Below are 22143 nucleotides of genomic sequence, written 5' to 3'. Positions count from 1 at the left end.
ATGATGTCTCGTCTCCCGCTGGCCCTCGCGCTCGCCTTGTCCGTAGCGCCCGCCGCCTTCGCCGAAGCGCCCAAGCCGGCCGCCATCGTGGCCGATGGACTGCCGGCGGTGCCGGACGATCTGGTGGCCGCGACCCAGCCCTATCTTCAGGCGCGTCGCGCCGCCTTCATGGGGTGGAACGCCGCCGACCGATCCATGCTGGTCAAGACCCGGTTCGGCGCCACCGACCAGCTTCACGTTGTCGCCGGTCCCGACGGAGCCCGCACCCAGATCAGTTTCGAGGCGGAGCCGATCGTGGGCGGCGCCCTGTCGCCGTCCGGCCAGACCCTGCTGGTCCAGAAGGACAATGGCGGGGATGAATTCTATCAGCTCTACACCCTTTCCGGCGGTCGGCTGGCTCGCATCACCGACGGCAAGAGCCGCAACTGGTTCGGCGCCTGGAGCCCGGACGGCAAACGGGTCGGCTATGCCTCGTCGCGGCGCAACGGCGCGGACATGGACCTGTATGTCGTCGATCCTGAAAATCCCTCGACCGACCGTCTGGTGGCGCAGGTTTCCGGCGGCGGGTGGAACATCGCCGATTTCTCCAGGGACGGGACCAAGGCCCTGGTCCTGAACCGGATGTCGATCAACAACGCCGTGGTCTATGAACTGGACCTGGCGTCCGGTCGCATGACCCCGCTGACCGATCCGGCGGCGCAGGTGTCGTATGTCGACCCCAAATATGCGGCCGACGGCACGGTCTGGGCGACATCCAACAATGACAGCGACTTCCTGCGCCTGGGGCGGATCGGCCAGGGCGGTTTCGTCCCCGTCAGCACCGAGACCCGGTGGGACGTCAGCGACTACGCCCTGGCGCCGGACGGCAGCTTCATCGCCTATGCCTTGAACGAGGCGGGCGTTTCGCGGCTCAAGGTCATGGATGTCGCCACGGGCGCGGTGCGCGTCGTCACCGGCCTGCCGGACGGCGTCATCCCCTACAGCATCGGCCCGGCCATCGACATTGCGCCTTGGGGCGCGATCGGGCTGAGCCTGTCGTCCGCCCGCGTGTCGGGCGACGCCTTCTCCATCGATCCTACGAACCTGGCGGTCACACAGTGGACCGACAGCGAGACCGGCGGCTTGGATCCCGCGATCAACATCGAACCCAAGCTGGTGGAGGTGAAGAGCTTCGACGGCGAGACCGTGTCCGGCTTCCTCTATCAGCCTGACCCGACCAAATTCCCCGGCAAGCGCCCGCTGATCGTCGACATCCACGGCGGACCGGAAGGCCAGACCCGTCCCGACTTCCTGGGCTCGCAGAACTATCTGCTGAACGAACTGGGCGTGGCGATCTTCTTCCCGAATGTGCGCGGGTCGTCCGGCTACGGCACCCGGTTCGTCAATCTCGACAACGGCCCGTTCCAGCGGGAGAATTCGGTCAAGGACATCGGCGCCTTCCTCGACGCGCTTGAGGTCGATCCGACCCTGGACGCCTCGCGGTTCGCGGTCACCGGCGTCTCTTACGGCGGCTATATGTGCTACGCCACGGCGGTCCATTACAGCGACCGGCTGAAGGGGGCGAACTGCTACGTCGCCATCTCCAACTTCGTCACCTTCCTGGAAAACACCCAGTCGTATCGCCGCGACCTGCGGCGCGTGGAATACGGCGACGAGCGTGATCCGGCCCAGCGCGCGCAACTACAGGCCATCTCGCCCCTGACCAGCGTGGACAAGATCACCATTCCGCTGCTGGTCGCCACAGGCGGCAACGACCCCCGCGTCCCGGCGTCCGAAGCCGACCAGATCATCAGCGCCGTGCGCGGCAACAGCGGCACGGCCTGGCATCTGCTGGCGCAGAACGAGGGACATGGTTTCCACAAGAAGGAAAACGAGGACTACTATTTCTGGACCAGTCTTCTGTTCTGGAAACAAACGCTGCTGGGCGACGCCGCGCGCTGAGCCCGACCGGCGCGTTTCAGAAATCTACCCATGACCTTCAGAAGCCTCGTCGCGGCGAGCGCGGTTTCGGCCGCGCTGCTTGCGGCGCCCGCGATGGCGCAGACCCGCACGCCGGTTCACACCGACCATCACGTCCACGTCCATTCGCCCGCCATTCTGGAGATCCTGCCGGCCTATTGCAGCAGTCCGGGGCGGATCGGCGCCTGTGATCCGGTCTTCGTCGAACCGCTGATGGCGGCTGATCTGCTGGCGGACATGGACGAGGCGGACGTCCAGACGGCGTGGATGATGTCCACCGCCTATCTGGCCGAAAGCCCGATGATGGTTCCTGAGCTGGCCGACGCCGCGACACGGGTTCACGACGCCAACGCCTTCACCGTGGCGACTGCGGCGGCGCATCCGGGGCGACTGGTCGCCTTCGTGTCGGTCAACCCGCTGACGCTCGATGCTTTGGCGGAAATCGAGGCGTGGAAAGCCAACCCCTACGCCAAGGGGCTCAAGCTGCACCTGACCAACTCGGGTGTCGATCTACGAAATCCCGACCACGTCCGTCGCCTGGCGGCCGTTTTCAAGGCCGCATCGAACGCCCGGCTGACCATCATGATCCACATGCGCACCCGGGCAGAGGACTATGGCGCGCGCGACGTCCGCATCTTCGTCGAACAAATCCTGCCCCATGCCCGCGATATCCCCGTCGTGATCGCCCATTCCGGCGGCTGGGGCGGGCTGGACGCGAACACCTGGGACGCGCTGGAGGGCTTTCGACACGTCCTGGCGGACCGGCCTGACACCGCGCCCGACCTCTTCTTCGACCTGGCTCAGGTCTTCGACGCCGATACCTCGGCGGAAAATCGGGCGCGACTGGTTGAGGTCATGAGAAGCATCGGCGTCGAGCGTTTCGTGCCAGGTTCCGACTGGCCGTTCTCCGGGCCGCTGGACGGCTATCTGAACGCCGCAATGGGACAGTTGCCGCTGTCGTCACAGGAAGCAGGAGCTCTGAGGGAACGACGCGTTGCGGTGAGATGATATCGCGGTTGCATTGTCAGATGAACAGATGCGGCTCTTCATGAGCAGTGAGTCCCTAGGTCAATAGACGGCACGCAGCGGGTGGTCAGTTGCCGGCGCAGGAAAATGTCTGTGCATTCAGAACACCGGCGCTAAGCAGCGCGCTCTCTGTTGCGGCCCGTCTCGTCGAATCCGAGACCAGCCACGGTGGAATCCCACAGGCACATGAAAAACGTGAATGATCTGTTGCTCATCACGATCGGCAAATGCATGTGCACCATCGTTCCTCGTGCCGCCAAATGAATAGCCAAGGCGCTTATTACGCGCCGACAAAGGGAGGCTCAGACGCTATCACCGCTCCAGCAGAGCCTCGGCGGCCAGAAATTTCAGCATCAGGTCTGAAGCCTGTTCGAAACTGAGGTCGGTCGTTCCGAAATACTCCGCCTGGTTCGTCGCGCACCAGTCGGTGGTGACGATGCGGACCGGATCGGCGTTCAGCGAAACGCCCGAGGCATAGAGGAAGTCGCCGCTGCGGTCGGCCAGGGGCATCGGGCGGTCCTGGTTGGCGCGGGCCATGAAGCCGTCGAACTGGGCCCGCGAGACGGTGGCGACCATCAGCTTGCCGTCAAAGCGGACGATGGAATCGAAGACGTATCGGCTGATCGGCCCGGCGGGGACGCCCGTGCCCAGGGTGGTGTGGCCGATGAAGCCGACGTCGGCGCCGGCCGCCTGGGCCAGACCGGCTGCGACGCGCCGTCCGGTGTCGCCCAGCGAAAGGGCGCGAGGGCTGGTCCCCAGGACGGTCCGCTCTTCCTCGGTCAGCTCGGCGGCCAGGGTCGCGGCGATCAGGTCCGCCAGCGCGGGAGAGGCGGGATCGTTCAGGGCGACCGCGCGGGATCGGGCGGTGACCGAGCCGTCCGCTAGGAAGTCCGCCACCGTATAGGCGGCGGTCCAGGCGCCGGTGTGGACATAGGCGCTGCGGCCTTGGCGATGCTGGAACAGCAGGTGGTTGTGTCCGCCGATCATCAGGCTGCCGTCTGGCAATAGCGGCAGGATGTCCCGGTCGGCGGTCACCCCGGCGTGGCTCATCACCATGACCAGATCGGCGCCGGCCAGGTTGTCGGCCAGATTGGCGCTGGCCCAATCGGCGGCGGCCGGGATCGACAACTGCTCGCGCGAGACCTTGGAGTAGGTGGTCAGCGAATTGGTCGCCATGCCCACGACCCGCAGCGAACGGCGACCGAACGGCAGGGTCGTGGACGGGTCTGCATAGCCGGCGCCCGTGCGCGTATCGCCGATGGTGCTGACGACGTGAACGCCCAGGCTCTTCATCCGGGCGACGACCTGGGCCAGGTCAGGCGTCAGGTCGTTGTCGTGATTGCCCAGGTTGAACACCGTCGGGGCGATCGCCGGCAAGGCCGCCAGGAAGGCCCAGTCCACCGCGCCACCCGACCGCACGGCGACGACATTGCCGTGCTCGAAGATGTCGCCGTCGATGGCGATGACATGGGGGACAGGGTTGGAGCGGACTTCAGTTTCGAAGGCGGCCAGCAACTGGGCGGTCCGCTCATAGGCCGAATGCATGTCGGATACGGCCAGAACGCGGCCGATCACATCCCCCCGTTTCATGCCGGTCAGCCCTGGCGCGAACGCCGTCGCCCCGGCGAGTTGCAGGAGCCGGCGACGGGAGGGCGTGACGAGGGGCATACGCGATCCAAACGATGTCTGGGAGTGCGTGCGGAGCGGACTCACGCACCCTTTCAGCATCGCATTTCGCCCCTCTCGGCACAATGCCGGCCGGCGCTGCACAAGCGGCCGAAGGATAGATTGTCACACGGGTGTGGCTGCGTCTTCAAAGGTTCAAGAAACAGGCCCGCTCTGCGCTGGCGGCCGTCGCTGCGAAGCTTTACGGCGTCGCGCGACACGTCCTCCTCCCTGTCGCCAAGGAAATCTCGCCCATGCTTCGCCAAGCTCTTCTGGCCGCCACCGTCAGCGGCATCGCCCTGCTGAGCGCCGGCTCGGTTCTCGCCCAGACGACGGACACCGCCGCCGAAGTCGCCGGCGTCGACGACATCGTCGTCACCGCCCAGCGCCGCAGCGAGAACATCCGCGAGGTGCCGTTCGCCGTCACCGCCCTGAACGCCCAGACTCTGCAGGACGTTTCGGCCGGCGGCGCCGACATCCTGTCGCTGTCGGCGCGCGTGCCCAGCCTTCAGGTCGAGAGCTCGAACGGCCGCTACGCGCCGCGCTTCTACATCCGCGGCCTGGGCAATGTGGACTTCGACTTCACCGCCTCGCAGCCGGTTTCGGTCGTGCTGGACAATGTCGTGCTGGAGAGCGTCTATCTGAAGGGCTTCCCCCTGTTCGACGTGCAGCAGCTGGAAGTTCTGCGCGGTCCGCAGGGTACGCTGTTCGGTCGCAACACCCCGGCCGGCGTGGTCAAGATCGACACCGTCAAGCCGTCGGATGACTTCACCGGCTTCGGCTCGTTGACCTACGGCAACCTGGGTTCGACCCGGGCCGAGGCCGCCGTCACCCTGCCGGCGTCGGACACGCTTCAGGTGCGCGGCGCCATCCTGTGGAACCACCGCGACGACTGGGTGAACAACGCCTTCAACCCGTCCTTCGCCAATGCGGACGATGATGATCTGGGCGGCTTCAACGATCTGGCCGCGCGCGTCCACGTCGCCTGGACCCCGACCGATCGTCTGTCGACCCTGCTGACCCTGCAGGCCCGCGACTATGACGGCACGGGCACGATGAACCGCGCCAACGCCCTGACCAAGGGCTCGAACGAACTGAACGGCAATTTCGACCGCGACACCGTCTATTACGACGGCGGCCGCAACAACTTCCAGAAGCAGAAGACGACCTCGCAATCGCTGCAGGTCGCGTATGATTTCGGCCCCGCCACCCTGACCGGCATCGTCGGCTCGTACCAGGGCTGGTCCCAGGGCGACGGCGACATCGACGGCGGCGTGGCTTCGGCCCCAGCGACCGCCCCTTACAAGACGCCGTTCAACTCCGAGACAGGCACCCTCTCCAGCGACCTGCTGCAGAACACCTATGAGCTGCGCCTGGCCTCGAACGGCGACGGCCGGGTCGGCTGGCAGGTCGGGGCCTTCTATTGGGATGAGCGGATCAACCTGGTCTCGGGCACTTTCAACGGCGTCGGCGGACTTCAGCCGACGCGGGTGACCGACATCGTGCAAAAGTCGGACTCGTGGTCGGTGTTTGGTCAAGGCAGCTACAAGCTGACCGAGGCCCTGAAGGTGACGGCGGGCGTCCGCTACACCGACGACAACCGCGACTACAACGGGCGCATCGTGTTGGGGACGGGCGCCGGCGGAACGGGCGCCGTCTCCGTCGGCGACGAACAGGTCAGCTGGGACGTCAGCGCCCTGTATGAGGTCAACGACAGCCTCAACCTGTTCGTCCGCGCGGCCAAGGGTTACCGCGGTCCGTCGATCCAGGGGCGCAACCTGCCGGTCCTGACGACGGCCGACTCCGAGACCGTCATGTCCTACGAGACCGGTCTGAAGGCCCGCCTGCTGGACGGCCGCGCGCGTTTCAACGCGACGGCCTATGTTTATGAAGTCAGCGACCTGCAGTTCACCGCCATCGGCGGCGCGGACAACTCCAACCGCCTGATCAACGCCGACAAGGGCGAGGGTTACGGCCTGGAACTGGACGGCGACATCGATCTGGGCGCGGGCTTCAGCCTGTCGGCCGGCGCCGCCTGGAACCACACCGAGATCAAGGACAGCGACCTGCTGGTGGCCATCTGCGGCGCCAACTGCACCGTCACCGATCCGATCGTCACCGTGGGCACGACCCGTCGCGCCAACATCGACGGCAACCCCTTCCCGCAGGCGCCGGAATACACCGCCAACCTGACGCTGAACTATGTCCGGTCGCTGGGTAACGACACCGAGCTGTTCGCGTCGACCGACTGGGTGATGCAGAAGGACTTCAACCTGTTCCTCTATGAATCGGTCGAGTTCATGCAGGACACGGCGTTCGAAGGCGGCCTGCGTGCAGGCTGGCGCGACCTGAACCGCGGCATCGAGGCCGCCGCCTATGTCCGCAACGTCACCGACGAAGAGAATGTGATCGGCGCCATCGACTTCAACAACCTGACCGCCTTCGTCAACGAACCGCGCACCTACGGCGTGCAGCTGACCAAGCGGTTCTGATCGACACCTTTTGTCTCGTAGACCGTCATTGTCGATTCTGGATCGGTGCTTCGGCTGACGTCGCCTTGCTCACGTCGTCAGCTGAAAGCTCAAGCGGAGCGCGCCGTTGATGCCGCGGACGCCCATTCGCATGCAGATGGCGCGCAGGTGGGCGCGGACGGTGTGGATGGACATGTCCATCTTGCGGCCGATGTCCTTGGGCGCATCGCCGCTGGTCAGGTGGGACAGCACGGACGTCTCGGCGCGCGTCAGGCCGAAGACGGCGCGCAAGGGTTCAATCCGTTCGGCGCTGAGGGGGCGGGCCTGGCTGGCGGAGGCGAAGACCCGGTCTTCTACGCCGGGTAGAACCGCGAGGTCGAGCAGGCACCAGGCGTCGTCGCCGGCGCGAAACAGGATGCGGCCGCTGGTCTGCCGGCCCTCGGCGAGGCGGTTCAGCAGCACCTCGAACTCGGGCCGATGGCGGTGCGTGGGGCAGATGAACATCTCGCCAGAACCGATGACGCCCGAGGCGGCCAGGGCGCGGGCGCGGGCGTTTGAGCGCAGGATGCGGCCGCGCGGGTTGAGGACGAACCGGGCGACGCTGTCATGCTCGAACCAAACCGCGCCGTCCTGGGGCTCCAGTCTTTCGCCGTTGCCCCGGAGCACGTGAACCCTGGGCCGAGCGGTGTCGGTGGTCTGCGCCTGAAAGCGTGGTGACGGCCCGCCGTTCCTCGCCGGCGCCTCCATGAAGTCGTGGTCGATCATCCCCTGTCCCTCCACCCCGCAGAACCCCGGACGGCAGGCGGCGTCCGTCGGCGCTGGACCTCGCGCCGGAAAAAACGACCGAAAACCCTGACGTTCGAGACCTGCTGACGTTCAGCATTTGGTCAGTGTGATCAGATCGTTAACATAGCCAATGCACGCACGTAATAGCCCGCTTTGGCTAACCCTGATAGGGTATATCCGATTGATCCGTAAGCGGTATTCAATTTGGCGAAACGTCGATCGTCAAAATGTCCTCGTAGCGCCCGGCCATCTGGCTTCCAACGGCGCCCAGGGTGAAGGACATCGGCAACGACATGCCGGCGAGGGTGCGGGGCGGATCGACGTCCTTGGACCACAGGGCCGATAGATCGACGGCCTCGCCGGCCAGATCGACCGCATAGGGGACGCTGGACTCCGTCGCGATCTTGTCGTCCGTGACCCGTCGCATGGCCCCGCGATGTTCGGACTTGATGGTCAGTATGGAGGGGGTGTTGGCGCGCACCTGCACGAAGATGCGTCGCGTGGCGCCGGTGACGGCGTCGCCGAAATCAACCACCTCCACGCTGCTGTCCGATCCGAACGCGCCGGCAGCGCCCGCCAGGTTCAGCTGGGCGCGCGGCGTGGACACCAGCACCACACGCACGGGAACGGAGGGCAGCAGTTCGTTGCGGTCCGTGTCCCGCACGATCAGCTGAAGATCGGCGGCGTGTTCGCCCGCCTCGGGAACGGCCTCGACGACGACGGCGACATCGAATTGGACCTCCTGGGTCGTGTGTCCGGCCAGGGTGAAATGAAAGACGCCGGGTTCCAGCATCGAGACCGTGAAGCCTGAGGTCTCGCGCGGACGGAACTGGACCCCGACACCGCCCAGAGGCAGGCCGACGATTTCCGCTCCGGCGTCGTCTTCGAAAGCCAGTCGCAGATCGCAGGCGCTGTCGGCGCGGTTCTCCAGCTTGACGTCCAGAGCGGCGGCCGACGCCCCGGCGCCGAACGGATTGTAGTTGATCGTCACCGCGCCCGGCGCCTGGGCGAGGGCCAGGTCGCAGCTCTGGGCCTTGCACTCGAAGGCGGCGCACAGGGCGACGGCCGCCACCAGCAGAGACGGCAGCCAGCCGCGCGCCCTTGCGAACAGCCGGGATTCAAGGGGTGGTGCGAATTTCACCGACATCGACGATTCCTTCCACATTGGCGGGGATGACGAACTCCCCGACGGCGACGCCCTGAATCAGGATCCGATAGCGTCCGGGCGACAGGCCATCGGCGATGAAGCGACCATTACGGTTGGTGAAGAAGGGCTTGTCCTCGGCGTCGGCGGGGCCATCGACTCGCTGGAGCGCGCCGCCCGCCAGACCGACCGGGCCGGAGGGGGACATCAGGACGCCCCGAGCGGTGCGCGAGGCGTCGCTGCCGACCGTGAAGCGATAGCCGCTGCCGAAGCCGGGGAAGGCCGTCACGACCCCCGATCCCAGGTCGTATCCGGGGGGCAGGGGATCGGCGGCGATCTCGAACCGGCGCACGCCATAGCCGCGATCGATGCCCGCCATGGCCGGGCCGAGCCAGCCGCTGTGGGCGATCTCATAGCCGCTGGAGTCCGTCAGGCTGATGCGCGCGCCCGACAGGGTAGGGTGGCGGCTGGCGATGACGAAGCCTTCGCGCGAGGCGCGGCCCACGCCGAAGGCGCCGTCGGCGTAACCGATCATGGTCGAGACGCGCCACAGCGATTCCTGACGCGTGACGCCGCCGGGTTCGGACGACACCAGTCGGTTGGACACCACCTCCGCATCGAACCGGTTGTTGGTGTAGCGCACGTCGGCGGACACGGCCTGGTTTGAGCTGTCCTGGGACAAGCGCAGATTGCCGCTGACGTCGTTCAGTCGGCCGGAAGAGGCGCGCGACAAGCCGACCTCGCGGAAGTCATTGTCGCTGTCGTAGCGCGCCGCGCCGCTCCACCGTCCGCCGAAGCGCGAGGTCAGGGTGAAGCCGAAGCGGTCCTCCTTGCGTCCGTCCTCGGTCGTGCCCTGCTGCCAGGCCAGGTTGACCGCGAACTTGCGGAAGCTGCGGCCCAGGGACAGGCTGAGGTCCGTGCGATCGCGTTGGTTGCGGCCCTTCACGAAGGCCGCGCCGGCGGTCATCGAATAGTCCCGTATCCGCAGCAGCACCCGGGCGGCCGCACGCCACTTTTCGCGGTTGAAGGCGGTCTCGTCGAAGGCGCTCTGAAAGAAGCGGCTGGTGGCCTGGGCCGAGGCGACGAAACGCAGATCGACGTCGCGGCCCAGCGTGGCCTCGCGCAGATAGTCGAGGGCGGCGACATAGCCGGTCGCGCCGGTGTCGCCGTTGTGGCTGCCGCCGCCGCTGAACTGGAACAGGCCGAACGGCGAGCCCCAGGTGGCCAGGCCGCCCAGCTGCCCGCGGCCGTTCGCCAGCTGGGCGTTGGCGCCAACCGTCAGCACGTCGCTGAGGCCCTTGCGGAAGAAACCGGTCGTGGCGAGGGTCGAGCCGTATTCCAGCTGGCCGCCTTCTTCCAGAACCCCGGCCGAGACGCCGAAGTCCACCACGCCCGGATCCAGCAGGCCCGCGCCGCCGAACAGGTCGAAGACGGCGATCTCGCGCTGTCCGTTGTCGTCCTCGACCAGCAGGCGGACCGTGTTGGCCCCCTCGCCGAACGGGAAGTCGCCCAGCGAATAGGGGCCGGCGTCCAGCCGGATGCGTTCGACGATGACGCCGTTGACCTCGACCACCACCAGGGCTGGGCGATCCAGGATGAACTGGCGGCGGCCCGAGGGGCGGACGTTCTGGAAGGGCCGGATGGTGGAATAGGCCCGCGCGGCCGAGACGCCGAGAAAGCGCTGCGACCCCTGAAAGCTCTCGACCGGTGGCGCGAACTCGCCCGCCGTCAGCCGCACGGCGGAGCCGAACAGGTCCTTGGTCAGGCGGATCTCGCGTCGCTGCCACCGGTCCCCGGACGCGCCGCCGTCATAATCGACGCCGGCCGTCAGGGTGACGCCGTCGAACCCGCCGAAGTTGGCGAACATGTCGATGCCGCCCTGCATCGGCGAAAACCGGTCCTCGTTGTGCGAATACTGCTGGGCCAGGGTGATATTGGCGGCGGCTGAGAAGTCGGCGGGCTGGTCGAAGGCGGCGGGATCGACGTTCTCCTCCTGCGAAAAGCCGATCCGGCGCTGGGCGCGACCCTGGGGGCTGAGGGTCGCCACGAAGGTCAGCGACAGGGGATCGAACACCAGGGAGAAACCCTCGACGTCCAGGTCGGCCATATCGACCTTCGACTGGGCCGCGATCCGGCCGGTCAGCGCCTCGCGCACCGACGGCGCCAGCTGGGCCCCCAGCAAATCCATCAGACCGGCGGCGTCCACCAGGCCCTCGCCCTGAGCGCCCACCTCGCCGCTGATGTCGCCCAGATACTTGCCTTCCAGCGTCAGCGGCCCCTGGATCGGGCTGAGCACCGGCATCGGCCGGGCCGAGGGGGTCTGATCCTGGGCGTCAGGCGACGCTGTCGTGTTCAAATCCGAAGGCGACGCCATGGGCGCCGGCGTTCGGTCGATGGCCGCCGTCGCCATCCAGGGCCCGGTCGCGCCGCCGCCGTCATAGTCGGGCGCGGTGCGTATGACCTCGTCGGCGCCCTGCACCACGCTGGGGTTGGCGGCTGTGGCCAGGCTGCCGCCCAGACAAGCGATCGCCCCCCAACGCCGCACCTTGCGGGCGGCGGACCGTCGGCTTGATGTGGCGGCCATCGCCCATCCTCACAGAAGGACGATCGAGGCGGTGACGTCTCCGGCGATGGACGAGGCGAGGGCGGCGGGCACCCGGATCTGCCGCGCGCCGCCGCCGGGAATGACGCTGACGTCGCCGACATCGACATCGGCGGCGGCCACCTCATGGGCGCGCCCGTCGGCGGTGGTCAGCGTATAGCGGGCTTCGCGCAGATGGGCGAAACCGGCGCCGGGATTGCGGGCGCTGATCAGGATGTCGCCGTTGGGCGCGCGCGACACCGCGCTGATTTCGACCGAGGCCTTGGCGCGCGCCGGGGCCACGAAGACATAGGTGTTGATGCTGAAGGCGACCTGGACATCGGCGCCCGCCTCGCCCTCGGCGTTGGTCGTCTGCATGTTGATCGGCAACTGGGCGGCGCGGACCAGATACATCCGCCCTTCCTCGACCGGATCGCCGAGATAGCGGACCTGAACGATCTGGTCCCGATTGGGCGGAATGACCGACTGCACCGGGAAGGTGGCGATGTCGTTCTCTTCCGGAACCAGGCTGCGCGCGCCGGTGTCGTCCACCTGCATGCGATAGACTTCGATCTCGACCGTCGCCGGCGTCGAACTGGTGTTGCGTACGGTCATCCGATAGCTGGAGCCGGAGCCGGCGGGCGTGATCTTGGCCACCATGGGCGACACGTCCATGGCCTGGCTGGGTGCGACATAGCCGGTCAGCAGGGTGCCGACGGCCAACACTGTCGCAAGGTTCCGATGTCTCATGACTGCCCCCATCTTGCAGAAACACGAAAGAAGACAGGGCCGTCCGAAGACGGCCCTGTTCGCTGTGATCAGGCCGGATCAAGCGAGAAGGTGAAGATTTCCGTGTAGGTGCCCGCCGGCGCCGACGCCGCGCCTGGGCCCGAGGGGGAGGCCGCGCAGCCCGAGGAGCCGGGGTTGGAGGGATCGCCCTGGGTGCCGCCGACGCCCGAACCGCCGGGAACATTGTAGCAGAGGTTCAGGAACAGATCGCCGAAGATGCCGTCCGCCAGCTTCTGGCTGTAACCGCCCGAGTTGGTGATGATCGCCGGGCTGCCGGGATAGGTGTCGACCGCCGCGAAGCCCAGGCTGGGGATTTCCGGCACGGACAGATCCCAATCGTAGTTGATCAGCACGCCTGCGGGCGACTTGAAGTCGCCGTTGGCGGCGCTGGACGTCAGCTTGGCGCCGGTGGCGGCGTTGCACGACATCCGCAGGGTGGTGACCTTCTGGCGGGCGCCGTTGGCCACCGCGACATTGCCTCCAGCGACATTGGCCAGGCCGATGCCGCAGAAGTTGGTCACGCTGGTCGAGACCGTGACATTGGTTTGGGCGTTCGACGCCGCCGGCATGGCCAGCAGCGCGGCAGCAGCAGTCGCCGCCGCAACGAGATATGCACGCATGATATCCTCCAAGTCTTCGTTAGATGTCCCCGAACGGATTTATGAATCCGGGCATTGCAACCTCCAGAAGCAACGGGGCCATCTAGGTCGGAGGGGGAGGGGGCCGCATCGCCAAAGCGGTTACGTCTGATCGCCTAGTCAATTGTGGCGCCAGGTTTGGCGAGCCGATCGTCGGATCGGGCGGCGCGCATCGGTCGCGGCTCGCCAGGCTTGCGCGAATGATGGGGCGCCTTCGCATTGCGGCGTGGCGATGCGCCGACGGCCTGAACGAATCGTCAGAACTGAGACATCTCAAGGGATTGGTGCGAGCGCACAGTCAGTCGCGGAATGAAATTCCGCGTCAAGACATGATCGGTGGCCGCCTTGCTGATGACGATGTTCTGGACATTCGCCTATTATTCGTCGGAACTTGAAAAAGGTTAACGGACTGACCTAATCGCGTTCAGATATAGTATATCTGAATAGTATGCCGCCCGCAGACGGATCACCTAGTTCGGGGATGGCGGCGGATATCACCACCCTATATTTGATGGAAACCATGCCTTTCTCGGGAGGTGGCCGGCGAGAAAGGCGCCTGAGCCCCCTCCATGGCGGGTCCAGAGATGATGCATGCCGTTCCTGGTCGCCAGACAAGAGTCCTCCCCTAACTCGGGTATGCCAATTTGATTATTATTGGTTATTGTGAAGATCGAACGAGAACTTGCGAAAGCTTGTCATCGTCTCGACGAGCCGAAGTCGTATCAAGCGTCACGGTATGAAGGGGAGGCTGCGATGATGGTAGGCGTGACGGGGCTCCTTTCAGGAGGTCATTCGATCCAGGAGCCCGACTCGGACCAGACGGTCCTGATGTTCGAAGACGATCGGGACGAGGCGCCCGCCTGGTCTCGCGCGATCGCGGCCTGGGTCAATACGGATCCAAGAGCGCGCATGCTGCTCTCGCGCTCCGGCCGGATCCATTGGGCCAATGACGCCGCCTATCGCATGCTCAAGGACGGCGGCGGCGGGTTTCGCGTGATCAACGATGTCCTGGTCGCCGACAACGACAAGACGTCGGGCATCCTGGGCCGCCTGCTGACGAACGCGCCGATGGACGCCGCGCTTTTCGCGATCACCCCGCCGGAGTCGGGCCGACAGTGGCTGCTGTGGGCGCAACAGCTCATTCCCGACGACGAGGCGAGCATCGGTTTCGCCGCCCATCGGATGGCCGATCCCGTGTCCTACGAGGCCATGCTGCAGCTTCATCACCTGACGCCCTGCGAAACCCAGATCGTCACCATGATGCTGGCGGGCGTCGAGACCGGCCGGATCGCGCAGAGACAGGACATCTCGATCGAGACCCTGCGTACGCACATCAAGCACGCCTACCGAAAACTGGACGTCAAAAGCCGCGGCGAACTCTTCGCCAAGGCCGTCGACTTCGTAGGACTTTGAGCGGCGACCTTGGGCAAAGGGATGTTGGCGGCCAAGGGCGATCCTAGACTCAGGCGGCATAGTATCGGCGGTAAGCCTCATAATGGTAGCCGGCGTCGCCGTAGCCGTGTCGGGCCTGGAGTTTGACGTCCACCTGCGTCAGGGCGACGCCCAGGATGTCGACGCCGGAATGGTTCAGGATGCGAATGGCGCTTTCGACGGCGCGCGCGGGCGTCTTGCGCCAGCGGGCCAGCAGGACGACCGTATCAGCTCGGGCCGCCAGTACGCGCGCGTCCGCCAAGGCCAGGACGGGGGGCGTATCCAGCAGGATCAGGTCGAACGCCTGACGCAGCTCGATCAACAGGGCGTCCATGGCGGGGGAGCCGAAGAGGTCCTCGGCCGAGGCTTCGGCGTCCGATAGCGGCAGGACGTGGGCGCCGGATGCAGGGTCCAGCACCAGGGCGTCGCGCCAGGACGCGGCGCCGCGCAGGACTTCGGTCAGGCCTTGGGCGGGGTTCAGACCCAGCATGCGGGTGACGGCGCGTCGCCGAGGGTCCCCGTCCACCAGCAGGACGCGACCGCCGGCCCTGGCGGAGACGCGCGCCAGACAGACGGCTGCGGTGGTCTTGCCCTCGCCCGGCAGGGCGGAGGTCACGGCCACAACCTTGGCGCCGCGCGACGGGATGTTGGTGGGGTGGATCGAAGCGCGCAGCGCGCGAAACGCCTCGGTGAACATCGACAGGGGCCTTTGTAGCACGAGGTCGATCGGGTGGATGTCCTGGTCATCGGGCGCGGTGACGGAAGAGGCGAGCGGGATGGCGCCGATGGCGGTCAGGCCCAGTTTGCGCTCGACCTCCTCGGCCGTGGCCAGGCCGGTCTGTAGTCGTGCGGCGAGGATGACGGCGACCACGCCAGCAGCGACGCTCAGCACCAGAGCCAAGGTGATGCTGAGCATCAGGTTGGGCGCGCTCTGCGAGGTCGGCGGCGTGGCGTGCGAGACGATGCGGGCGTCGGGCTGTTCGACGCCGGTCTGGGCGCTGGTTTCGCGATAGCGATCCAGGAAGGCGCGGTAGATGGCGCGGGCGGCCTCGGCCTCGCCCTCCAGTTCGAGCAGGCGCACCGAGGCGGCGTTGTTGTCGGCCAGGACGCTGCGCGCAGCGTTCAGGCTGGTTTGGACCGAGGCGGCGCGCTGCTGGGCGACCTGGGCCTGGGCGTCCAGGTTGGAGACGACGCGGCGGATCTCAGCCTGGATCTGGGCGTCGATGTCGGCCAGCTCCTGTCGGGCGCGGATCATGTCGGGGTGCAGGGGACCATAGCGGACGGAAAGGTCGGCGACGCGGGTGCTGATCGCCGCGCGCTGGGCGCGCAGGTTCTGGACTACGGGGGAGGTCAGGGCCTCGCCGACATCGTCGCCGTTCGATCCGGCGGCCATCTGGGATCGGGCTGTGCGAAGGCGCGCGTCCTGCTCGGCCTGTTGCGCGCGGGCGGACGCCAGTTGCTGGTTATAGACCGAGATCTCCTGCTCGGTCAGGGTCGCGCCCTGGGCGCTGAGCAGGCCGTTTTCGATCCGGTAGAGGGAGACGGCGGCGTCGGCGGTCTCGACCTGGCGGCGCAAGTCTTCCAACCGGGCGCCGAGGAAGGCGTTGGCCTGGCTGTTGGCGTCGAACTTGGCCGTCAGCTGGGACTGGAGGTAGCGTTCGGCGAAGGCGTTGGCGATCCGGGCCGCCTTGGTTGGGTTTTCGGAGGTGAAGCCGACCGCCATAGAATAGGTCAGGCCGACGCGGCGCACGGTCAGGCGGCGGCTGACGGCGTCGATGACCTGCTGGCGCTCAATCTCGCGGTCGGGGACCGGTGCGCGGCCGATCCGGTCCGTAATACCGGCGAAGTGGGATCTGCGCAGTCGGGCGTTGAATTCGGGATCCTGGGTCAGGTCCAGCGCGTCCACGACGCCGGCGGCGAGCTGGGGCGATTTCAGCACCTCGACCTCGGTGTCGACGATGGCCGCTTCTGCATCGAGGGCGGACAGGACCGCCGGGCCGGCGATCACCTGTTCCTTGCGGGTTTTGATCTGGAGATTGGCGGTGGCGGTATAGACCGACGTCTGGCCCAGCATGAGGGCCAGGACGATCAGGCAGACGACCGTCGCAACGGCTGTGAACAGACCGGCCCGACGGCGGAAGGCGGCGACGTAGCGTTGTAAGTCGATGTCGTCGTCGAAAGGCGGAGTGCCTGAGGCAGGGTCGTTCGTCTGTGTCATCGCGCCATCGAACGGTGATCGTCCGTGTCAGTGGTGCGGCGTCGCCTTCAGGTTGTCAATCTTCGCGCGAGTTAGAACTGGGCGGTCGAGCCGACGTAGAGCCGCGCGTTTCGATAGCTGGGACCTTGAGCGGCGCCGGACGAGGACTGGTCAAGCCAGGTCAGGCCGGCGGTGAAGCCGTAGCGGCGATTGATCCGATAAACCGCGCTGACCCCGGCGCCGAAGCGCGTGTCGGTTCGGGGCAGACCGTTGTAGGCGTCATCGGCATAGGTCGCCTGTGCCGTCAGGATCAGATTGCGCAGCAGCTCGTGATCGACGCTGAGTGACAGGTCGGTGCGAAGGGCGCCGGCCGAGTCGATGACACCCGTATCCTCGACGGTTCGCGCCGCCGCCGCCGTGACGGTGGTCAGTTGCGTCGGGAACCAGGACAGCTTCGCCCGGCCGCCGAAACCGTCCAGGTCGCCGAAGGCGGCGTCCTCGAAGTCCTGGCGGATATAGCCGGCGGCGATCTCGCCCCGGACCAGGGCGCCCAGTTCGAAATCCACGCCTGCCAGGGTCTGACGGCCCGACGAGGTCCGCAGGGGGCGGCCGGCGATGCGATCGTAGTCGCGGTCGTCGCTGGTCATCTGCAGGAAGATCGCCGTGGCGGGGGAGAGGGCGTAGTCGGCGCGGCCGGTCAGGGTGAAGACCGTGCGGTCGCGGTCGTCCTGTTCGATCACGGCGCCTGTTTCGCCGAATCCGTCGCGGTAGTCGTAGCGGTCAACGGCGGCTCGCGCCGAGACGCGCAGACGTCCTTTGGCCCGTTCGGCGCCGAGAGAAGCGGAGGCCAGGTCGAAGGCGACAGGCTCCTGAGTGATCGGATCGGCGCCGGCGGCGGTGCGCGCCTCGTGGGCCTTGGCAAAGTCAGCCCCGGCGACGAGGTTCGCGCCGCGAACCCCGTCCAGGCGGGCGGCGGCGCCCAGGCTCCAGTCGGTGGTGTTCTCGCTGTCGAAGTCGAGATTGCGGTCGATGGCGACGCGGCCGTGGGCCTGAAGCGCGTGGCGGGACCAGTTGGACCTGGCGACGATCTCGGGCCGGAGGCGCAGGGTCGTGGCGGCTTGGCGGTCGTCGTCGGCGGCGAAGACATTGTCGTCATGGACGATATCGAACGGAAGCCGGGGAAAGACGGTGAAGCCGCCGGTGCGGATGCCCAGGGCGTCATAGGCGGGTTGCGGACGGTCGCGAACGGCGACGGCGCGGTCACGGGCGAACAGGTCGGCCGTACGATCCTGGGCTACCCTGACGGACTGGGCCGAGGCTTCTGACCCGCCGAACAGAGCCAGTGCGGCGGCGGCCGGAAGGATGTCGCGTCGCATCGGCCCCCGCCTTTCGCTTCAGCCGTTCTCGTATTGCCGCCACCAGGCGACGAACGTCTCCAGCCCGGCCTTCAGCGGCACCTTGGGCTGGTAGCCGCAAAGGGCGTTCAGTTTGGAGATGTCGGCATAGGTGGCGGTCACGTCGCCCGGCTGCATGGGCCGCATGACCTTCTTCGCCTCGACACTCAAGGCGGTTTCCAGCGTCGAGATCATCTCCATCAGGCCGACCGGCTGGCTGTCGCCGATGTTGTAGACCTCATGCACGCCCTGAGCCGGGGGATGATCCAGTACGGCGACCACGCCGTCGACGATGTCGTCGATATAGGTGAAGTCGCGCGCCATCTTGCCCTCGCCATAGACCTCGATCGGATCGCCGCGCACGATCTTCTGGGTGAAGCTGAAATAGGCCATGTCCGGCCGGCCCCAGGGGCCATAGACGGTGAAGAAGCGCAGGCCCGATTGCGGGAAACCATAGAGCTTAGCGTAGCTCTGGCTCATCAGTTCGCAAGACCGTTTGGTCGCGGCGTAGAGCGAGACGGGCTGGACCGTCGGGTCGTCCTCGCGAAAACCCGAACCCTCCAGCGGCCGGTCGCCATAGACCGAGCTGGACGAGGCATAGACCAGATGGGTCACGCCATTGTGGCGCGCGGCCTCCAGCATCGACAGATGGCCAGCCAGGTTGGACCGCTCGTAGGCGAAGGGGTTTTCAAGCGAATACCGCACGCCCGCCTGGGCCGCGAGATGGACGATACACTTGACGCCGGCGTCCGCGACCAAGGCGCGCATCTGCTCATGATCGGCGATATCGGCGCGCACCATGCGAAAGCCGTCGCGGCCTTCCAGCCGGGCGGCGCGGGCCGCCTTCAGGCGCGGATCATAATAGTCGTTGAAGACATCGACGCCGATCACCTGTTCGCCACGGTCCAGCAGGCGCTCGGCGACGTGCATGCCGATGAAGCCGGCGGCGCCGGTGACGAGGATCGGCGACCTCATCAGCCGCGCCCGATGCCCATATAGCGGAAGCCGCGGCTCTTCATGTCCTCGGGCCGATAGATGTTGCGCAGATCGACCAGGACCGGCTGTCTCATCAAAAGCTTGATGCGGTCTAGATCCAGGGCGCGGAACTGGTCCCATTCGGTGACCAGAACGACGGCGTCGGCGCCGACGACGGCGTCATAGGCGCTGTCCTTCATCTCGACGTCGGGCAGCAGTTTGGCGGCCTCGTGCATGCCCTCGGGGTCGAAGGCCTGGACCTTGGCGCCGGCGGCGATCAGGGCGGGCGCGATGTCCAGGCTTGGCGCGTCGCGCATGTCGTCGGTGTTCGGCTTGAACGTCAGGCCCAGCAGGGCGACGGTCTTGCCCTGGACGCTGGTTCCCAGGGTCGCGGCGACGCGTTCGGCCATGGCCTTCTTGCGGGCGTCGTTGACCGCGACCGTGGCCTCGATCAGCCGGGTCGGGGCGCCGTACTGCTGGGCGGTGCGGACTAGGGCGATGGTGTCCTTGGGAAAGCACGAGCCGCCATAGCCGGGGCCGGCGTGAAGGAATTTCGAGCCGATCCGCTTGTCCAGACCGATGCCGCGCGCGACCTGCTGCACGTCAGCCCCGACGGCTTCGCACAGGTCCGCCATCTCGTTGATGAAGGTGATCTTCATCGCCAGGAAGGCGTTGGCGGCGTATTTGATCAGCTCGGACGTGCGTCGGCCGACGAACAGCAGTGGGCTCTCGTTGAGGTTCAGCGGGCGGTAGAGTTCGCTCATCACCTTCTGGGCGCGCGACCCCGTATCGCTGTCGATGTCGTCGATCCCGATGACGACGCGGTCGGGACGTTTGAAGTCGCCGATGGCGGCGCCTTCGCGCAGGAACTCGGGGTTGGAGACGACGGCGAAGTCGGCTTGGGGATTGGTCTTGCGGATAATGGCCTCGACCTCGTCGCCCGTGCCGACCGGCACGGTGGACTTGGTGACGATGACGGTGAAGCCCTCGATCAGGCCCGCGATCTCCTCGGCGGCGGCGTGGACGTAGGAAAGGTCGGCATGACCGTCGCCGCGACGCGTCGGCGTGCCCACGGCGATGAAGACGGCGTCGGCGTTACGGATCGCCTCGGCGCCGTCCAGGGTGAAGAACAGCCGGCCTTCGCGCACATTGGCCGCGACCAGATCGTCCAGCCCCGGCTCGAAGATCGGGATATCGCCCCGCTCCAGCCGCTCGATCTTGGATGGGTCCTTGTCGATGCACGTGACGACGTGCCCGAAGTCGGCGAAACAGGCGCCGGACACCAGGCCCACATAACCCGTCCCAATCATCGCTACGCGCATCGAAATCCCTCATCAGCGGCGACGCGACCTTTAGCGGGGCGGTGCGCTTGGGGACAATGGCTTTTGGTTTCTTGGTGCAACCAGGATGCAGCCGACGCCTCGCGGCGCCGGCTGCACTTCGTGGGGCTAGAGGACGCCGATCATCGAGGCGACCAGCGGGTGACGGACGATGTCGCGTTCGGCCAGGCGAACCACGGCGATGTCCGGCACGGCCTCAAGACGAGCGGACACATCGGACAGGCCCGAGATGCCGGGCAGCAGGTCGGACTGCTGCGGGTCGCCCGTGACCACCATCGTCGAGTGCCAGCCCAGGCGGGTCAGCAGCATCTTGAGCTGGACGTAGGTGCAGTTCTGCGCCTCGTCCACGACGATGAAGGCGTTGTTCAGGGTGCGGCCGCGCATATAGCCGATGGGCGCGATCTCGATCAGACCCTCGGCCATCAGGGCCTTGACCCGCTTCATCGACAGACGATCCGACAGGGCGTCGTAAAGCGGGCGCAGATAGGGGGCCAGCTTGTCCTCCATGTCGCCCGGCAGGAAGCCGATGGATTCGCCCGCCTCGACGGCAGGGCGGCTGAGGACGATGCGGCCGATCTTGCCGGCCTCCAGCGCCTCGACGGCCTTGGCGACGGCGAGATAGGTCTTGCCGGTGCCTGCGGGACCGAGCGCCATGACCAGGTTGTGGGTGTCGATGGCTTCCATCATTTCGATCTGGCCCTCGGACTTGGGCTTCAGGGTCTTGAGGTAGCCCTGTTCCCGGTCGTCGTTGGACGGGTTGGGCGACCAGCCTGATCGTTCGTTGTGAGGGGCGTGGAGCCGGCGAACTTTCGACTCCTCCATGAAGTCACGCGAATCCAGGATTCCGTGTTCACGCGTTTGACGCTTGGTTGCAGCACGCTTGGTCATGGACGCCTCCAGGGCATGAAAAAAGGCGGACCCACACGGGTTCCGCCTTGGATGGTCTTGGGGAGGAAAGGGTCGCGGCCCGCATCGCAGCGACCGCCCGGATCGACAGCAGGGCCGTCTGCAACGGGATGCGCCCGCCGCCGAACAACCGAACCAGGATCCCAACGCGCCACGCGAAAGCCCCGACAATGACCGGATCGGGCTTGATCCGGTTTCGGATCCGGGGCCGAAATGGCGACCCACGAATCGCATCAACAGTTTGATGCTATCGTGGTTAGCGATCCGTTAAAGCCCTCATTTTTCAAAGATTAGGCGGTGCACTGATGACCATTTACGCATTGGGCGACAGCAAACCGCAGCTTCCGCCGCTGGGCGAATACTGGGTGGCGCCGAGTGCGTCGGTGATAGGGAATGTGATTCTGCACACCAACGCCAGCGTCTGGTTCGGCACCGTGCTGCGCGGGGACAACGATCCCATCGCAGTGGGTCCTGACAGCAACATTCAGGACGGGAGCGTCCTGCATACCGACATGGGATCGCCCCTGACCTTGGGGCGCGGCGTGACGGTGGGGCACAAGGCCATGCTGCACGGCTGCGAGGTCGGGGACTACAGCCTGATAGGCATCGGGGCGGTGGTGCTGAACGGGGTGAAGATCGGCAAGAACTGCATCATCGGGGCGAATGCGCTGCTGACCGAGGGCAAGGTCATTCCCGACAACAGTCTGGTCGTGGGCCAGCCGGGCAAGGTGGTGCGCGAGCGTGATCCTGCGCACATCGCCGTGCTGCAGATGTCGGCCGAACACTATGTGCAGAACTGGAAGCGGTTTGCGGCGGAGTTGCGCTCCCTTTGAACCGCTCA

At 66.5% G+C, this 22143-nt stretch carries 16 protein-coding genes; 5 read left to right on the top strand and 11 right to left on the bottom strand.

The window, feature by feature from the left end; all coding sequences use genetic code 11:
- On the top strand, positions 1-1941 hold the full coding sequence (locus ACP69V_RS11990; protein WP_426024092.1) for a S9 family peptidase: 1941 nt from the start codon (positions 1-3) through the stop codon (positions 1939-1941).
- 30 nt (positions 1942-1971) lie between these two features.
- Positions 1972-2967: an amidohydrolase family protein gene (locus ACP69V_RS11985; RefSeq protein WP_426024091.1), complete on the top strand. Its 996-nt coding sequence runs from the start codon at positions 1972-1974 to the stop codon at positions 2965-2967.
- A gap of 330 nt (positions 2968-3297) precedes the next feature.
- On the opposite strand, the gene ACP69V_RS11980 is transcribed toward ACP69V_RS11985, so the two are convergent.
- Positions 3298-4575: a metallophosphoesterase gene (locus ACP69V_RS11980; protein ID WP_426024090.1), complete on the bottom strand. Its 1278-nt coding sequence runs from the start codon at positions 4573-4575 to the stop codon at positions 3298-3300.
- 329 nt (positions 4576-4904) lie between these two features.
- Between ACP69V_RS11980 and ACP69V_RS11975 the strand changes: the two genes are divergently transcribed.
- Complete coding sequence (locus ACP69V_RS11975) at positions 4905-7142, top strand: TonB-dependent receptor (RefSeq protein ID WP_426024089.1); 2238 nt, start codon at positions 4905-4907, stop codon at positions 7140-7142.
- A 69-nt stretch (positions 7143-7211) separates the two neighbouring features.
- On the opposite strand, the gene ACP69V_RS11970 is transcribed toward ACP69V_RS11975, so the two are convergent.
- The 5 genes from ACP69V_RS11970 to ACP69V_RS11950 form a co-directional block, all read right to left on the bottom strand.
- A complete protein-coding gene (locus tag ACP69V_RS11970) occupies positions 7212-7886 on the bottom strand; it encodes a helix-turn-helix transcriptional regulator (RefSeq protein WP_426024088.1) in 675 nt (224 codons plus the stop codon).
- A gap of 220 nt (positions 7887-8106) precedes the next feature.
- Positions 8107-9054: a hypothetical protein gene (locus ACP69V_RS11965; protein WP_426024087.1), complete on the bottom strand. Its 948-nt coding sequence runs from the start codon at positions 9052-9054 to the stop codon at positions 8107-8109.
- Entirely contained in the window at positions 9026-11635 is a 2610-nt protein-coding gene (locus tag ACP69V_RS11960) for a hypothetical protein (RefSeq protein ID WP_426024086.1), read from the bottom strand. The genes ACP69V_RS11965 and ACP69V_RS11960 overlap by 29 nt, the downstream gene beginning before the upstream one ends.
- Positions 11636-11644: 9 nt before the next feature.
- Positions 11645-12382: a hypothetical protein gene (locus tag ACP69V_RS11955; RefSeq protein ID WP_426024085.1), complete on the bottom strand. Its 738-nt coding sequence runs from the start codon at positions 12380-12382 to the stop codon at positions 11645-11647.
- A 68-nt stretch (positions 12383-12450) separates the two neighbouring features.
- Positions 12451-13041: a hypothetical protein gene (locus ACP69V_RS11950; protein ID WP_426024084.1), complete on the bottom strand. Its 591-nt coding sequence runs from the start codon at positions 13039-13041 to the stop codon at positions 12451-12453.
- A 681-nt stretch (positions 13042-13722) separates the two neighbouring features.
- On the opposite strand from ACP69V_RS11950, the gene ACP69V_RS11945 reads away from it, so the two are divergent.
- On the top strand, positions 13723-14472 hold the full coding sequence (locus ACP69V_RS11945; protein ID WP_426024701.1) for a helix-turn-helix transcriptional regulator: 750 nt from the start codon (positions 13723-13725) through the stop codon (positions 14470-14472).
- Positions 14473-14521: 49 nt separating this feature from the next.
- Here the strand turns inward: ACP69V_RS11945 and ACP69V_RS11940 are convergent, their stop codons facing one another.
- The 5 genes from ACP69V_RS11940 to ACP69V_RS11920 form a co-directional block, all read right to left on the bottom strand.
- Positions 14522-16708 (bottom strand): GumC family protein, encoded by a 2187-nt coding sequence (locus ACP69V_RS11940; protein WP_426024083.1) that lies wholly within the window; start codon positions 16706-16708, stop codon positions 14522-14524.
- Positions 16709-16779: 71 nt separating this feature from the next.
- Positions 16780-18063: an outer membrane beta-barrel protein gene (locus tag ACP69V_RS11935; RefSeq protein WP_426024082.1), complete on the bottom strand. Its 1284-nt coding sequence runs from the start codon at positions 18061-18063 to the stop codon at positions 16780-16782.
- An 18-nt stretch (positions 18064-18081) separates the two neighbouring features.
- Entirely contained in the window at positions 18082-19056 is a 975-nt protein-coding gene (locus ACP69V_RS11930; RefSeq protein WP_426024081.1) for an SDR family NAD(P)-dependent oxidoreductase, read from the bottom strand.
- A complete protein-coding gene (locus ACP69V_RS11925) occupies positions 19056-20378 on the bottom strand; it encodes a UDP-glucose dehydrogenase family protein (RefSeq protein ID WP_426024080.1) in 1323 nt (440 codons plus the stop codon). The genes ACP69V_RS11930 and ACP69V_RS11925 overlap by 1 nt, the downstream gene beginning before the upstream one ends.
- Before the next feature lie 126 nt (positions 20379-20504).
- Positions 20505-21296: a PhoH family protein gene (locus tag ACP69V_RS11920; protein ID WP_426024700.1), complete on the bottom strand. Its 792-nt coding sequence runs from the start codon at positions 21294-21296 to the stop codon at positions 20505-20507.
- A gap of 311 nt (positions 21297-21607) precedes the next feature.
- On the opposite strand from ACP69V_RS11920, the gene ACP69V_RS11915 reads away from it, so the two are divergent.
- Positions 21608-22135 carry a gamma carbonic anhydrase family protein gene (locus tag ACP69V_RS11915; protein WP_426024079.1) on the top strand — a complete coding sequence of 176 codons (528 nt, stop codon included), beginning with the start codon at positions 21608-21610 and terminating at the stop codon, positions 22133-22135.
- Positions 22136-22143: the final 8 nt, after the last annotated feature.

The organism is Brevundimonas sp. PWP3-1b1 (genome assembly GCF_049896065.1).
GTDB classification, from domain to species: domain Bacteria; phylum Pseudomonadota; class Alphaproteobacteria; order Caulobacterales; family Caulobacteraceae; genus Brevundimonas; species Brevundimonas intermedia_B.
This window is presented reverse-complemented; position numbering and strand designations above follow the sequence as displayed.